Here is a 15,537-nt window from a genome sequence, read left to right on the forward strand (position 1 = left end):
TCCCTGCCTGCAACGATTGCACTTTGACCTGCATCGGAGCTGTCAATACTAGCGTTCCGCGGGGTCCCACTCTTGGACGGGCCATGCGGATAAGGCTTGGGGGCTAACTAACTCGCGTAGCGGTCGGCGAGCCGGTCGAAGAACGCGGCGAGGAGCTTGTCCGTGGCTGGGCCTTCGGTGAGCTCGGCGCCGCCGCGCAGCGAAGCCCAGGCGCGTGCCTCGGGCGAGCAGGCCAAGGCCCAAGTCGGATCCGACAACAGTGGTTCCGCCGTGACAGCGGCAGCGTGATCATGGACGGTGGCCTGCCGCTCGCGCGGGCCATCGCGCGCCGGCCGGCGCGCCGACTGACGGCAAGGCCGAACCCGAACACGACGAAGGCTTCGCGAACTGGCTCGGCGAATGGCCTCGGCTTGTGCCGTACCGCTGACCTGCATGGGAAGCAAGTCCAAGATCGTCGTGACGCCGCCCGAATCACCCAGCTGACCTAGCGCATGTGTGTTCGGTCACCAGGCGCGGTAAAATGCCAGGCGGCGCCCGTCCGCGCCGAACCTCCGGCGACCCGCCCCAGCTGGGTTACCCACGGAGGCAAAGGGAGGCCCACCTCTCGGCCGGAGCTTCGTTGTCGATGGTGCACTCGCCGCACCGGTCGCTGGGGGATCCGCGGAGGGTCGCGGGAGACACCATGACTAAGCAGGCTGACTTCAAGCAGCGCGTGCGAGCCCGAATGGCCAAGACCGGCGAGTCGTACTCGACCGCACGCAGCCAACTTCTCGCCGAACGCCCCGACGCGGTGACTGCCGGTCCCCCTGGTGGCGACCGGAACATGGCCGCAACTGGCAGCGACGGCGACAGCACCGACCTGCACGGAACCGGGCTAGCGCACGTCCAACTCTTGCTCGGTGAACGTGACGGCCGGGTGCGGGTTCCGGTGGGCGATCTTCCGAGCGGCGTGATTGCCGTGTCGGTGCCGGTACGCCGAGATGGCGAGGCGAGGGCACCTCGGGATCGCCGCCGTCGACTGAAGATCGGCGATGTGGATCTGATTTCAGATGGGCCGACCAGTGCTTACAATCCGCCGGCGCATCTGGCAGCCCGCGAATTGATCTTCGCTCTGGAAGCTGGCCGTCGGGAATGGTCAACCGTTAAGAACTTCTTCGGGGCGGAACGGGCTTGGGATATGGCGATCACACTCGTGCGATGCGGGGGCGTGGTTCTCCGCTGTGGCACGGACGAGAACCTCGACCTCGCGCAGCCGATCGACTGGCGTCGATCGCATGCATGGTCGTTGCAGCACGCGGACCTTCTGAATGATCTTCGCGGGCGTCCAAACCCTGATGCGCTTCGTGCTGAATTGGTACAGATGATGACGCAGGTCGATGAGTTGCGCGGCGAACGCGCGCTGTTGTCCGCATACCTTCCGGGTTCACCGCTACGGGTGCCGAAGGGCAGCGCCACCGGCACAGAGGCGTGGAGCGTTTACGAGAACGTCATCCGTGCCGCCGCAGTCTGGTGGCCACATCGACATGCTGGCGGAGAGCCGTTGACGGCAAAAGGGTTAGCTTCCAAAGCGTTTCGAAACTCGAAAGGATGGACTGCTGAGCGGGAGCTTGCGTTCTCGAACTTACTGGGCATCAGTTTCGACCAGGCGGTGTCGCAGGCCGATACCGACGTGAGGGTGCGTGGTCCACTTGTCTGGCGACTGGGTCGAGTTGCCGCCGACGCGGGCGTGGCAGAACCGTGGATTTCGTTGCCAGCCAAGGGACTTCATGCTGCCGGAATTGTACGTTGCACGGCCGACGGCATCCTGCTTGTGGAGAATTCCGATACGTTCGAGCAGATTTGCAGGATCCCCGAGATAGTTGAACGATGGCTGTGTGTCTGGGGAAAGGGACATATAAGTGACGGTGTCGTGGCTTTGCTATCGTATCTAGCGCCGCGTCCGGTGGTTGCTTGGTGTGATCTGGACGCAGACGGTATCGGCATCATCGACGTCCTTGCCCGAAAGCTGCAGCGTCCCATTCGCCCAGTCGGCATGGGGCTAGACCTGTGGCGGTCTACCCCTCACCGTCGGCAGAAGCCCGAGCAGATCACACGAGACAAGGCTCTCGCAACCAGGCTGGCTACCAAAGGTCCCGAGTCTCTGCGAGCGCTGGCTCAAGAGATCGCCACGTATGGTGGTTCGTGCGAACAGGAGGCGATTCAGGATCTGGTACTGCCACACCTTGCCGAGACTCTGGCAGCGATAGTCCGCCCTGACGAATCTGGGGAACCCGCCGCGACACGCGGCCTCAGCCGTTAGCACATCGTCTCGGAAAGGGCAAACTGTCAGCAGTTGTTCACGTTGGATGCCTCGGAGAGGGGTGTGCAGCAGTGCAGGACAGCGAGGTGCCGTTTGAGCCAGTCGACGGTTCAGACGACTTGACGGTTGAGCCGGACCACGACGCCGGTGCGCACATCGAGCAGTTGAGCCTCATGGATGTTCAGCACGAGCAACTCGCCGTGGCTGAGCGGCTGGCGACGTGGAGGGCTTTTGCGGCCCCCTTGGCCGCCAACGCAGGTGCCGTTGTTGAGGACCCCGAGCTCGTTCAGCTGGCTGTTCATATTCTCGCCATATTCGCTGATCATCAGAGCCGTAGCGGTTTGAGTTTTGCCCAGCTGAAGGAAGGGCTTCGACATCTCGGGATTCGGCGCCCGTTGGCGGTTATCGAAGCTCGGCTTGAGCACCTTCATCGGATGGGCTTTCTTGAGCCGTACCTGCCGAAACTGCATCAGGGACGGTACGTGGTGCGGCCAGCCGGGCTGGCGGGCGCACTTGCTGCGGCCCGCGTTACTGAACGCGGCGGCGTCGACGAGCTCATCTTGCTTCTAGACCGGACGCGGTCTGCGCTACAACTGCGGAATCCCGACCCTGTCCGGATCCTGGCGCATTTGAATTCGTGTCGGCATGCCCTCATGGTCTTTGCGTTGGACTTGCAGCGGCGGGTCGCGTCCGGTACCGCCGCCGAACTGATTGAGGCGGGGCGACAACATGACCACAGCAGCTTCACCCGCCAGGTCGCCGAGCTGAACCAGTTGGTGACGGCCCGGTTCGCCGGGCGATATGAGCTGGAGGAGGCAGGTACCGCGCTGATCGAGGCGGAGCAGTTCTATCGCTCCCAGGTGCGTTCAGCGATCGGTAAGGTGTTGGCCCAGGGCGGGGCCGGCCTCAACTTCGACGTGTTAACCCCGGCTGAGTACGAGACGGCCGCGTTGACCGCTAGCGTCGACCAGCTCGCTGAGGTAGGAACAAGTTTGATATTCGATGCGCCCAGCACCTACGTAGACCCTGAAGCGCTGATCGAGGCGATAGAGCAGTACCAGCCCCGGTCACGGACCCGTGTCCGCCCACCCGAATCCGTGGCACCTCCTGATGATCCGGATCCGCTCGCAGCTGTCGAGGTAGCAGACGAGGCCGCCCGCCGTCATCGTCGGCTTGGACTGGAGGCTCTCCTCGCTGGCGAGCGAGAAGTCGACCTCACACCGCACATGCAGGTCAGCTGGGATACAGCCGTACAGATTGTTGTTGATGCGCTTGCCCTCGACGCCGATCCAAGAGAGCCGTTCGTTCTCGACCTTGCCGAGTGGCTTATGGTCGATTCCGCAGCACCAGTAACGTACCTGCACCCCGCACGCCTCATCCGCACGGATCTTGTAATACCGGAGAGCGGTTTCACTTCGGGCGACGCGGAAGAACTCGGAGAAAACCGTGACCGATGAGTTCGATGACGAGTTCACCGCGTCGGCCGCACCGCAGGTGCAGCCAGTAGACCTGGACGCAGTGCAGGAAACCCTGGGTATCCGTCCATCCAGATCTACGATCGGTGGCGCACTGATCCTCGCGCAGATTCGGGCTGTTGGACATGCACCAGCAACGGCCTCAGCTGATGCCTTGATGTCCGCCTCGGCCGCTGCAACGCAGGTGGACCGCCGGCTGATTGAAATCAGCCGGCGCTCTGACGCGAGGCGGAGACTGGTACTCGGCTGGGCCGACGGCGCAGGACCTGACCCCGACCAACATCCATCCGCGCCACCCAGCCGTCTGTCCCCGATACCGTACTTGGTATGGGGCGTCTGTTTGGCCGCAGCCTGGCCCCACGCGGCAGCCGAACCCTACCCTGGCCAGCCGTTCCGCCGCACGCACATCCTGCAGACCTGCGTGGACCTGGGCGCCTACCTGCCCAACGTCGTTACCGCACTCGACCGCACGCTTCCGCAAGCGGGATTGATCACCTTCTCAGCAGCAAGCGGACGGCTGGGCCCCGCCGCGGCAGCGCTGCCGAGCGCCGTTTGGTCCGCCCTTCGCCGAGTTCACGATCGTCTACCGCACGCCGCTCTTGACAGATCCACCTCCGTTGAGGACAGGACCGCTCGGGAGAGCGATGAACAAGAAGAGCCGTTGACCGCCCGCAGGCTGCCCGGCCCGTGTGCCGACCCAGCCGGTCCCATCGAAACGACGGTCCGCGCGGCCGTCACCGCCCTTGAGATTGCTCAACGCCCTGTCTCCCGCTCGGATCTGCCCGCATTGGCAGATCCCGCCATCCGGCGGGCGACCGAGGAGGCCCTAGCCGGCTGCGGCCGTACGTTGATCTCGACACCGGATGGTGGCTGGACGACGGGCTACGTTGACCACATCGCGCAAGCCCTCGCGGCGGAACAGACCGGCACACTTACTCACATGCAACGGGCGGTACTCGCGTTGATTCTGCTACGCACCGTGGCGATTCCACGCGCTCAGGGCCGCCACCACCACGGCGGATGGACTGGCACCGATCATCCGACCACCCTTGACGAACTCGACGCAAACCGACGGCTATCTCGCACCGCCATCACCGACGCTCTTCGGGGGCTGCGCGCCGCGGGCTACGTCACGACCACGTCCTCCGGCGGCTATGTGCCCGGGTCCGCGCTCGCCCGGCTCAGTCCGGCTGCCCGGGAGGCACTGTGGGAGGACCTAGTAATCCTGGGACGGCCCAACGGCTACATGGCCGAGAAGATTCGGAGCCGGCGCCACGATGCGGCCACGGCAACACACCACGGGTTCCCGTCCGTTGATGCAGCAGGTAAGGACCAGACATGACCACCGATCCAATACCTGGCATGCCTACCGAACGACTAGGCATCATCGGTACTCGCCAACTCGTTGCCGTGCAGACGTTGGATATCGCCAGGCTTACAGCGCACCCCGTCCGTCTCATACCGGAAACCTTCGTCGCCGTGACAGGGATGGGCCCGGTTGATTCAAACGAGTCGGGCAAAACCAGCTTCCTGTCCGCAGTTTCTCTGCTCTTGGGCGACCCGGAGTGGCGAGTCGCCGGCACCGGTGCCGCCAGCGTGGAAGCTCTGCTGTTCGAGCCGATTACAGCCGGCGTCACAGTCGGCCTGAATGCTGCGACCGAGGGCTACATCGTTGGCGTGTTCGCAGAGCCCCAGGATGTGTCGACCACGGCACACACCGTATGGATGAAGATCTCGTCGGGACGGCCTCACCTGCAGGTCCGTCACGTACAAGGTGTACATCTCGCGCGCGGCGTCGATGATCGAGAGCGCCATGAAGCCGCACCCAGAATCTGCCGGTCGTTGGGGGTGGAGCCGCTCGGCAGCACTGAATATGCCCATCGCCTGTACGGACGAAGCCCTCGCGTTCTCGCATACGTCGCCAGCCGCGGCCGGGTCCGTTCCCGACCGTCCCTACTCAAACTCGATGCTGGAACCTTTACTCCTGAGCAAATCGGTGACGCCTTGATCGCCCTAACCGGTCGAGCCACACTGTTCGACAGGGACCAACAGGACCGTCGAGACCTCTCGGCGAAACAGACCGAGCTCGCCAAACACATTGAGCGCGACAAAGAACACACCGCACGTGAGGACGAGATCCTCCGCCAGGTGGAGGCCCGGAATCGGCTCCGCAGACAGGCAAAGGGCGCCACCGGCCAATGGCGGGCATACCGTGCGAGGGCCGTCCTTGACACCTACGCCAAGGCCGAATCAGCCGCCGCCCTTCTCTCGCAGGCCGAACCAGATCGCAACAAAATCTATGCCGAGCTCCAACAGCACCTACAAGATCAGGAAGCACTGCGCAAACCCGCCACGCTACGGAAAGCCGTCGCCGACGCGGCACAAGAACTGTCCACGCACAAAGCGGCATACGACATGGCCGTCCGTACCGAGGGGGCACTCGAATACACCCTCAACGACCTCGAACGCCAACTGCGCGAGAGCCGGGCCGCAGCCGCAGGCCACGACACCAGTCGAAACGGCACCGCCGCCGAGTGCGCGACCAAACGTGACGACCTGGCCAAGGAACATGAAGAAACAAGCAAATCGCACGAGGAGATGAAAACCAAAGTACGACAGCTCGAAGAGGACCTCGAACACGCGCGCGACGGGCAATTCGGCTTCGCCGGCCAGATCATTCGAACTCTAGCTGCCGAGGACATCCACTCAGAATCTCTCGCTGAGGTCACTCGTCTGGCACCCGAAACGCGCCCGATGTGGGAGGCGCGACTCGCGCCATGGCGTGACGCCGTATGTGTCGCAACACCACACTTGCCAGACGCACTCCGTATCTTGGCCGACGCTCCGGGTGCAATCCTAGTTTCGTCGAACACCTTACCAACGCAGCAAGACGATATCGACAGTACGAACGTCGTCACATCGTTGCCTGAAGGGATCCTGTACGCGCCCGCGGAAGCAGTTCCCCTTCTGCGCGCATTGGCCACGCAGGAAGCAACTGACGTTCCGGTGCCACACGCCATAGACCCGTCTACCGGGGTCCATGTTGTAGGTGGGTTCGACGACCCCGTTATTGGTGGGGAGGATCTGCGGAAACATCTTGGCAACCGCATGCACCAGGCTCGCGAGCGCCTAAGCTCACTGGCCCGACACATGGCAACCCTGGGTACGAAACTCGAACTGGCTACCGCCACCGCAACCAGAGCAGAGGCGGCCGAACGCGTCGCCACGCTTGCACCCAAAGTGACTGAACAAGAGAAACTACTCGCCGATCACCGGAGCGAGGTCCTTCCTCCGCTTGAACAAAAGCGCGACGAAGCCTGGAAATCCCACGAGACCGCGAAACGTGTTCTAGCCGACCGGGACAGCAACTTCAATCGCCTCGGCGACACCATTCGCGGAACACGCGATCGCCTTGGTAAGAAAGACGCGGAGATCGAGCGGCTGACGCAAGCGGCTCGACCAGAAGACGCGGTGCTGGCCGCCTGGGGTCGAGGCAGGGATGCCGCACGTACCGAGCTAGGCTGGCCGCCAGGAGTGCCGGAATCGGCAATGCCGGATCGACTGAGCGAGGAGGCCACAGCTCCTCCAATCTCGGCAGAATTGGTCACGGTCGAGCGCCGCCGAGCCATCACGCTGGCGGAAGCTGCGCGCACGCAGCTAGCAACGGCGCTATCAGCGTTCGAATACCACGCAGAAGGAGTAGGAGGCCCACCGTCAGAACTTCGTCTTGCGGCTGACTTGTACCTGAAGGCACGCGAGGCCGGAGAGGAGGATCCGGCGGGCGACCTGTTCGAGACGACGTTGGCCAATCTACAGGCGTGGCTCGATGACGATGACGATCGGGATCGAACCGCGCACGAACAAGTTCATACGGCCAGAGCTAACCGAGCGGCGACTACTGAATTCGTCACCTCCCAGACGAGACAGCTTCAGGACGCGTTGAACCAGACGCAGGAAGCGATCACCCAGCGCGCGGCCAGTGCCCTTGACGGAATCAGCGCGGCACTTGACAACCTCAACCGAGGTTCAGGCGGTATCGGTGCTCAACTTGCCTACGACGTAATTCCTCCCGGTGCGCCGGACCAAGACTGGACATGCCGCGTTACCCCGCGGTGGCGCAGGAATCCGGGTGGCCCCCTGCTTCCCTACGACAATGTTACCAACACGGCACAGGAGAAGCTGTTTTCGATCCACCTTGTCCTTGCGGCTCTGCTCGCCGCGCCTCACCCGCGTGGACGGGTACTCATTCTTGATGAACTCGCAGATTCGCTCGGAGCAGAACATCGGCGCGAGGTCCTTGACGCTATTGCGACCGTGGCCAAAGCTCACGGCATCACCATTCTGGCGACCTGTCAAGACGCAATCATGACAGAGGCGCGCCCCTACTGTGGCGAGGTTCTCTACTTCCACTATCCCTCGAAATCCGCACCCCTGAACCGTCCGACGCGGATGTTCGGCTTCGACCCGAACGGAAGCCGCGTCGAACTCACTGCCGAGGCCCTTACCGAGGGCCGTAACCCAATCTAGCGCGCCAGTCAGACCCAAATGGCAGTGAGCACCAGACGTGACTGGGAAGGTTGTAACCTTCCCATGTCGTGAACGGGGCTGTCGAGCGCATGGCTCACCGGCCAACCACGCATCGTGCCGCGCACCAGAAGCCGATTTCGGCGAAACCCGTCGTGTTCAGTTAGGCATAGGCGCGACTCCGGCGCGGCGACTGGTCAAGGCCGTGCGCTCCGAGTAACAGGAACCTATTGAGGGGCGATCAACGGCTGAGCCGTTCACCGCGTGACGCAGAGAAGGGCAACCCCTTGCAGCCTGATCTACAGACCACCTCGAACGTCGCTCATCGGTTGGGTCGATCGTCGTTGGCTACACCGCCGTAATCTGCTATTACGGCTTGGCCCCATTACCCGATCAAGGTCGCATGACGCAGCACTAGCCAACAGGCGCGGAGTTCAACTCGGCCCTAATCAGAGCGACAAGAACCGATCGGAGCATCGCAAACGACAACGGGTCGCCGCTTTTGTAACGCGATTCATTAGTCATACCCCTCGAAGTTCCCAGGTCATATGGAATACCTGGCGTAAGAAATGTAATAGAACTGCGTCCCGTGTGAACAAACTCCGACCGAAGATCGTAACTGCGCTTCAAGCTCTGCCTTAGATCTTCACGGTCGCGAGGGACAAAATTCGAGAAGGGCTCTCGCCATGCCTCGAATCCATTCTGCCATCCGCCAACACCGTCCCCGACGTATGTCCAATCCACATAAACTTCATCGTAGAAACTCTCAGGCAGTCGAGAGCTTGCATACCGAGAGAAGGTCTCCTTTAGTCTAATTTGTCGGTCCTTCATTAGTTTTGCGCGCAGGCTAAGGTGTTGGTCTTCGGTTAGGCCAGCTTCACGGGCAAACTTATCCCAAGTCGCCGCTAGATCCCACTCGAACCAATCACTTGGAGGGCTTCCAAACTTTCGGGACAAAGTCTCAATTCCTGCAACTACAGACGTGTAGGCAGTAGTCGGTGAGCTAGGGGCAAGAATGCAAGCGCCGTAGTGAAGTTGAAGCGCGGCAGTCACGGCTAACCGTTCTTTTTCCTCAAGCTTGACCAGCTTCAAAACGATATTCCGAAAGCTTTGAGCTAAGTCGACTCCATCATCAATAGGCGCATCTAGTCTCTTGTCGATTAGTTGGACCACCGGAGAGAAAAAGACGTCGCCCTCCTTAGGCTTGAGCGCCATCTCCTCAAAAGTCTCTATCCTTCGCCCTGTGGCAAATGTCAACACTCCAGCAACCGCCGACGACAACTCGGCTTCCCATAGAGCGAAGCCCGACTTCTCTCTGAGAATAGGAAGACCGAACATATGCAATCGCTCAGGCCCTCGACCTGGACGAATTATCTTCTCTCTTGGGACCACGTGAAGTATCTCGCTAGCGGTAACAGGCTCCAAGCCCGGAACTGCGAGGCGACGACCCAACCACGTGATTCTGCCATCTTCGGGGTTCACTGCGTCGCCAAGAGAGTTATACCAATCGCTGAGTATATCCACAGCACTCCTCATTGCAACTCTGCGTGAACATGATCTGCGACTTGGGGCCGGCCGCGGCGAAGATCAGGTTCTTCATGGAGCCGGGCACACCAGCACCGATCCTGCGGCCGGCGAAGACGGGCGCGCCGCTGATGGCGGCGACCTGGACGATCTCGTAGCCGGCGTGAACCAGCGTCTGATTGAGGAAGTCGTGCAACTGCTCGAATTCGGTGAGGTTGGTCCGGACCGCTGGGTGCAGCATCTCGGCCAGGAACCGCAGGAGCGCGTCGTCGTGTCGGCCAAGCCGAACCGCTCGTCGTTGAAGATCCAGTCTTCGGGCCAGTCCAGGTTGGCGATGCAGTGCTGGATGATGTCCTCGCGCGCCGTGGGGAATTTCGTGGACCGGGAATCTGTGGTGGGCAGTGTGTCGAGGTCGTAGAGGCGCCCGAGGAACTCCGCTCCGTTGAGCACCCCGTACCGGGCCGTGGTGGCGAGACCCTCGATGAGGCGCCGCCGGGTGACGTCGGTGATACGGCTCGCCATGGCGATGGTATGCCTCCTGGGAGTCGGCCGCAGGCGGTCAAGGAGTCGTAAGTCAGGCTGGCGGCGGCTCACTGGCGGTGCAGCGAAGTCGCTGTTCGTTCTGCGCAATCGCCTCTCGCGCTTCATCGGTCGACATGCCCCAGAGCCGTGCCAGGTGATCGAGTGTTCCGAGGAGATCGGAAGGAACGGCTGAGCGGCTCCCGGAGCAAGCGAAGGGGCCGTCTGTTTCCAGCAGGACGCGTTCCTGCGGAAGCCGTTGGAGCAGCGGCACGGCTTTCTTCGACCGGACCATGGCCGGGTTGATCGAGAACCAGAGCTCTGCGGTCAGCGCCTCGTCGACGGCGGACAGCGGTCCGGTATACCAGTGCAGGATTGCCGGCACGTGCGCCTGCGCGAGTCGGGCGATGGTCTCCCTCTCAGCGCCCCGGCTGTGGACGGTGACAGGTCGAGTTCGCACCTGAGGGTCAGCCAAGATGGCCTCGAACACACGAAGCTGTTGCTTTCGGGTTGCGACTCCAGCGCGGGAGAAGTCGAGTCCAATCTCGCCGATCCATGTGGCCTGCGGCAGAAGTCGAAGAAATCGGGCTAAATCGTGGGGGGATGCATCTCCTGCACGAAGCGGGTGAAAGCCCAGTGCGACATCGACGCCGTCACGTCGGCCAAGGCGGGTGCGCAGGAGGCGGTACTTTCCGGGGTCTTCGGTCACGGCGATCACGTGCACTCCCGCGGCATGGGCGCCGTCTAGGACCGCGACGGGGTTGTCGTAGGCGTCGATGTGGCAGTGGGTGTCAGTTAGCGCCGCAGTAGTCACGATCGCGGTTCCACCAGTTCGGTCAGGGCCCCGCGGGCCCCGCGGGCTAGCCAGGCGCGAAGCTCGGCGAGTCCCCGTCGCCAGACTCCTGTGAACGCTGCGCGTTCGCCTTGCGGGAGCGGGCCGTTGCGGAGGACGTCGCGGTCCGGTCGATCTTCGAACGCACCGGCTATCACGGCCCGCAGGTCCGCTCCGCGGCGGCTACGGCGGTTGAGGAGAATCGTGATGTCGTGCTCGTCGAACACGTCGTAGGCGTACTCGTCGTCGTCCCATCCGATGTGCGCCAGCGAGCTGCGGCGAATCAGGCAGGGGAAACAGTATCCGCAGTTTCCTTGCTTGCGGCCGACATAGCGGGCGGTTTCGGGGTGCGAGCAGGAGACGCTGAGCGGCGCCAGCCGGCGCAGCAGTTCGGCGTTCCGGGATTCGGCGAGCATCTCGCCCTTGGTCCGCAGTCGGTACGGGTTGAGGACCGGATTCGGCACGCCGATCGCAGTGACGGCGGCGCCGAGTTGGTTCATGAAGTGCGGGTGAGTGGTTCGGGTGCTCGCGCTGCCGACACGAGATCGGGTGAGGGGCACGTTGATGCCGATGAAGCCGTTCTCCGGCACGTACACCGGTGTCTCGGTTCCCTCAGCGGCGGCGAGAGCCAGGGCGGCCGACAGGAAGAGTAGCGACCGAGATCGAGTGGTGTTCTCGCGTGGCCTGGGCAGCGCGCGTGCCTGGCGGCTGTTCGCGGGAGCGGGGCGCAGGTAGAGGCGGCGGGAAACGATGCGTTCAGCGCCGTACTGTTCGTTCAGTTCGTCGAGGAGCAGTTGCTGGGCGGTGGATGCCTGTCCGCCTTCGTGGTGGGACAGCAGACACAGCCGCGGTCTGGGATCTCCTTCCAGAAGATCGATGACGCCGCACAGCGAGTCGAGACCGCCGGAGAACAGGCACACGCCGTCCACGTCGAGCCCAACCGGGCGATCAGCAGCGGGAACGCCGGCCACATGAGCGAGCGGGTGGCGATCGGACTCGTAGGGGCTGATCTCCCAGTGGTCGCCGGTCAGAAATCGCAGGGCCGCGTCAAAGCCGGCGCTCTGCCAGGCAGCAGGGTCTTCGACGGGAAGCCGCAGTTTGAGCTCCCTCGTCCAGGAGTCCGATGTGGCGCGCCGTCGAGTGGTCTTGTCGGCGCAGTACACGGCTGCTCCGAGCAACAGGAGGTCGGCAGCTGGCCGGGGCGGTCGCCAGCCGGCGAAGAACTCGGGGCCGGTGTCGCCGGTTTGGATCGTGGCTGCGGTCCGCGCAGGGGCCCAGTCGAGCAGCCGAACGTCGTCGGGTTCGGTTACCGAGGTGGTGAGATCCGTGCGCACCAGGTATGTGGTCACTGTGCGTCTCCGTCCAGTCCTTGCAGGGCCTCGTATGTCATGAGGACGGTGTCCTCGGCGATCTGGCGTCCCTCGGGGCCGGCCCAGTCGACCGCGTAGGGGTCGTGGGGGATGCGGAGCGAGACGAGGACCTGGATGATCTGGCGCATTTCCTCGTCGGCCTGGCGCAAGGCGTGCGGATCGGTAATGCGGCTGAGGCGTTCGGCAATGACCGGAACCCGGTTGTAAACGTACTGGGCGAGGAACGTTTCCAGCAGGGTAAGCAGGTTTTCCCGCGAGACGGCCGTCTCAGCAGTGTCGGTCAGCTCGGTCCACGTGTCGGCGTCGCCGAACACCTCGTCCAGCACGTCGCAGGCGGCGTCACGGGCGGCTTGGGAGTCCAGGTCATCGCCGTCTCCCGCGATGAAGGTGATCAGTTCATCCAGGACGTCGAACCGGGTCCGGCCAACGAGAGTGGCCAGTCCCAGCGAGGTCAGCGTGCTTTCGAGCCCGGTTCCACCGACTCCAGCGAGCAAGGCGCCGAGGCGTTGGACACCGCTGCGTCCTGCACGTGCGCCGGCTGCGGCACCGCCAGCTCCACCCAGCACGGGGACGTGGCGAGCGAGCACTCGCTGGGCATACGTGCGGGTGCTCGGAGATCCGGAGGTCAGCCCGCGCACGTAGGACGCGGTCGCGTGTTTAAGCGGAGTCCACGCTCCGCCACTGCCCGCGGTGCGATCGGCCGAGGTCCCCATCAGCGCCGGCCGCTGAGTCGTTGTGCTTCGCGAGCGGCTTTGACCATGGTCTTCAGACTGGGCACATCGCTGTTTTCCCACTGGTCCAGCAGCGTGGACACGGTCGGGTTATTGGCTGGGAGGCGACGAACGGCGTTCCCAGCCTGCGCGGGTGGGACGGCCGCAGGTGGGATCCGCATGAGAGCGTCGCAGACGGCTGACACGGTGTCGGGTGCCCGCTCAGCGAGTTCGAGCGCAGCGACCAAGGCCGGTCCGCCTGGTCGACGCGTCAGTACTTCCACCAGCGCTTCCACGAGTTGGGCACGCTCGTCGTCAGGCAGCTTTGCGATCTCGTCACAGGCGAGTCGCCGCGCTGCGGCGACCTCAGTCTGCACCCTGGCGAGTAGTTCCTGCAGGTGGGGAGGCAGCCGGGTGACGGCGACACCGAAGGCGAGTTTGTCGCGGGAGTAGGTGAAGTACGGCCTCAAGTCCAACTCACCGAGCGGAGGCTCCAACCCCAGCCACGCACGAACGTGCGACTTGTCCGCCCATGCCCGCACCTCTTCGGCGACTGGCGGCTGTTGGGAGGCCCTCCGTCCCCGCTTTCCGGCCGGGGTCCGGCGGGCGCCCGAAGGCCCGTCGGCGGCGTCGCTCTCGTCAGGCCGAGGCGTGTCCTTCTCGTCGTTCGGTTTGGAGGTGGTCGCTCCGGCCCGTGCGATGGTCTCCGCAGCCGCCAGCTCCGGGATCGGGCCGGGCGAGGTGAGTTGCCAATCGAACAGCCGCTGGAAGTCGCTGAAGTGTTGTTCCTCCAGGACCATGAGCTTGGCTAGCACCGGCAGGTCGAGGGCGATCTTCCGGCGCTGCGCGCTGCGGTGCTTGAGCAGCAGGTTGTTGAGGAATCGTTTGAGCTGCCTGGGGTTCCCGCGCAGTCCGCCCCCGAGTACCTGGGCGATGCTGGCCGCCCAGTTCAGGTCGCGCACCAGGTCGGCTGGCACGTTGTCGAGGACCTCCCCGGCTATGCCGACGTTGAACGCGACCTGCAGGTTCCCGGCTTCGCGGCGGCTGCGGGTCTCGTCCAGGACCTTGGCGAACTGTTCGTTGTTGAGGCGCAGTTCGGCCAGCAGCAGGTTGACGTAGGTGTCGGCCTCCGGGGCGGACAGCGGCGGGATGGCCACCTTGAGCTGCAGCATCTTCTCCAGGTAGTCGGCACCGATCCCAGCGCCGTCGGGCCGGCGCAACTGCGGATAGCGCGAGTCGATCGCGGACTCGACAACCGCCTGGTTGGCCGCCAGGACGTACGCGGTCTTGGGAGTGTTGAGGAACAACCGAATCGCCTCGAAGGTGTCCACCACGGTCTCGGGCAAGCACCGGTCGAGGTCGTCGATGAACACCACGACGGCATCCACGTCCTCCAACGTCGCGACGACCTTCGCGAACTCCGCCCGGAACCGCCCCGCGTCCGCGATCGCCTCAGCCGTGTCGTTGCCTGACGTAGCCTGCTTGGTCTTGGGATCCTCCAGCAACTTGTTGGCCTCGCTCGCAGCGGCGTTCACCACGACCTTCGTCACGTCCACGACCTGCGGGTCAATGCTCGGATCCATCGCCTGGATCACCAAGGGAGCCGCGGTCTGGGCGCCGGCTACCGCGACCCGTCCGCTCCTGCGCCCCCACCGGCCAAGGCCCTGGGCAAACCTACGGAGCCTGGACACCTGTTCCTGCTCGTCGGGGGCGACTCGTTGGCCGACCGCGTCGAGCACGGTCGTCATCAGCGCGACCTTGACGTCGTCGTAGTCCTCGTACTGCCAGGGACTGAACTCGACGCACACATACCGTGACGGCAACTCTTCGCCGTCACGGATCTTCAGAAGCTCCTGCCGGGTGATCCGCATCAGGCTGCTCTTCCCAGAGCCCCAGTCACCCAGGAGACCCACCGTCAGCGGGAGCAGCCGCGGCTCGGTGAGCGCCACGAACAGGGTGTCCACCAGGAAGTCGAAGCCGAGAAGATCCACCTCGGTTTCGTTGTCCGCCCACATTGCCCTGCTCCGTTCGACGCGGCATCTTGACTATCCGCTCCTCGGTGGCCGCCGGCCGAAGGCGAACATCGAGGATAGATCGGTGATCAGCGTCGATGGTCTTTTGACGGACGTGTCGCCGACGACCACGTACTGTTACTGGCGGTTACCAAAGCGTGATAGGCGCGTTGCGATCACGATGCAGGGCCCGGTGCACCATCGATGTGGCCGTCTGCTCGCGTCGTTGCACGCCTCTGGCCGGAACCAGCTGGTCAACGAGGTGCAGCTCT

At 63.6% G+C, this 15,537-nt stretch carries 10 protein-coding genes and 1 pseudogene; 4 read left to right on the top strand and 7 right to left on the bottom strand.

The features are described 5' to 3' along the window. Positions 1 to 107: 107 nt before the first annotated feature. Complete coding sequence (locus AB0M30_RS24000; protein ID WP_364587304.1) at positions 108 to 257, bottom strand: hypothetical protein; 150 nt, start codon at positions 255 to 257, stop codon at positions 108 to 110. Positions 258 to 682: 425 nt separating this feature from the next. On the opposite strand from AB0M30_RS24000, the gene AB0M30_RS24005 reads away from it, so the two are divergent. The 4 genes from AB0M30_RS24005 (at position 683) to AB0M30_RS24020 (ending at position 8,301) form a co-directional block, all read left to right on the top strand. Beyond that, the gene (locus AB0M30_RS24005; RefSeq protein WP_364587307.1) at positions 683 to 2,299 is read left to right on the top strand and encodes a Wadjet anti-phage system protein JetD domain-containing protein; all 1,617 of its coding nucleotides are present in this window, start codon (positions 683 to 685) and stop codon (positions 2,297 to 2,299) included. A 71-nt stretch (positions 2,300 to 2,370) separates the two neighbouring features. Next, positions 2,371 to 3,756, top strand: a complete 1,386-nt coding sequence (locus AB0M30_RS24010) for a hypothetical protein (RefSeq protein ID WP_364587310.1) — start codon at positions 2,371 to 2,373, stop codon at positions 3,754 to 3,756. Further along, entirely contained in the window at positions 3,746 to 5,116 is a 1,371-nt protein-coding gene (locus AB0M30_RS24015) for a hypothetical protein (RefSeq protein ID WP_364587313.1), read from the top strand. Before AB0M30_RS24010 ends, AB0M30_RS24015 begins: the two co-directional genes overlap by 11 nt. Further along, entirely contained in the window at positions 5,113 to 8,301 is a 3,189-nt protein-coding gene (locus AB0M30_RS24020) for a hypothetical protein (protein ID WP_364587316.1), read from the top strand. Before AB0M30_RS24015 ends, AB0M30_RS24020 begins: the two co-directional genes overlap by 4 nt. Positions 8,302 to 8,712: 411 nt before the next feature. On the opposite strand, the gene AB0M30_RS24025 is transcribed toward AB0M30_RS24020, so the two are convergent. From AB0M30_RS24025 to AB0M30_RS24050, 6 genes and pseudogenes are all read right to left on the bottom strand, one after another. Continuing rightward, positions 8,713 to 9,822 (bottom strand): hypothetical protein, encoded by a 1,110-nt coding sequence (locus AB0M30_RS24025; RefSeq protein WP_364587318.1) that lies wholly within the window; start codon positions 9,820 to 9,822, stop codon positions 8,713 to 8,715. Then, positions 9,797 to 10,470, bottom strand: a pseudogene (locus AB0M30_RS24030) (hypothetical protein). The gene AB0M30_RS24025 and the pseudogene AB0M30_RS24030 overlap by 26 nt, the downstream one beginning before the upstream one ends. Beyond that, positions 10,397 to 11,155, bottom strand: a complete 759-nt coding sequence (locus tag AB0M30_RS24035) for a TatD family hydrolase (protein ID WP_364587321.1) — start codon at positions 11,153 to 11,155, stop codon at positions 10,397 to 10,399. Before AB0M30_RS24035 ends, AB0M30_RS24030 begins: the two are co-directional and overlap by 74 nt. After that, positions 11,152 to 12,522 carry a Qat anti-phage system QueC-like protein QatC gene (qatC, locus tag AB0M30_RS24040; protein WP_364587324.1) on the bottom strand — a complete coding sequence of 457 codons (1,371 nt, stop codon included), beginning with the start codon at positions 12,520 to 12,522 and terminating at the stop codon, positions 11,152 to 11,154. The genes AB0M30_RS24035 and qatC overlap by 4 nt, the downstream gene beginning before the upstream one ends. Then, positions 12,519 to 13,130, bottom strand: a complete 612-nt coding sequence (locus AB0M30_RS24045) for a hypothetical protein (protein WP_364587326.1) — start codon at positions 13,128 to 13,130, stop codon at positions 12,519 to 12,521. Before AB0M30_RS24045 ends, qatC begins: the two co-directional genes overlap by 4 nt. Before the next feature lie 125 nt (positions 13,131 to 13,255). Beyond that, positions 13,256 to 15,268 (bottom strand): P-loop NTPase fold protein, encoded by a 2,013-nt coding sequence (locus AB0M30_RS24050; RefSeq protein WP_364587329.1) that lies wholly within the window; start codon positions 15,266 to 15,268, stop codon positions 13,256 to 13,258. Between the last annotated feature and the right edge of the window lie 269 nt (positions 15,269 to 15,537).

The sequence above is a fragment of the Amycolatopsis sp. NPDC051716 genome, assembly GCF_040681595.1.
Taxonomy (GTDB): Bacteria; Actinomycetota; Actinomycetes; order Mycobacteriales; family Pseudonocardiaceae; genus Amycolatopsis.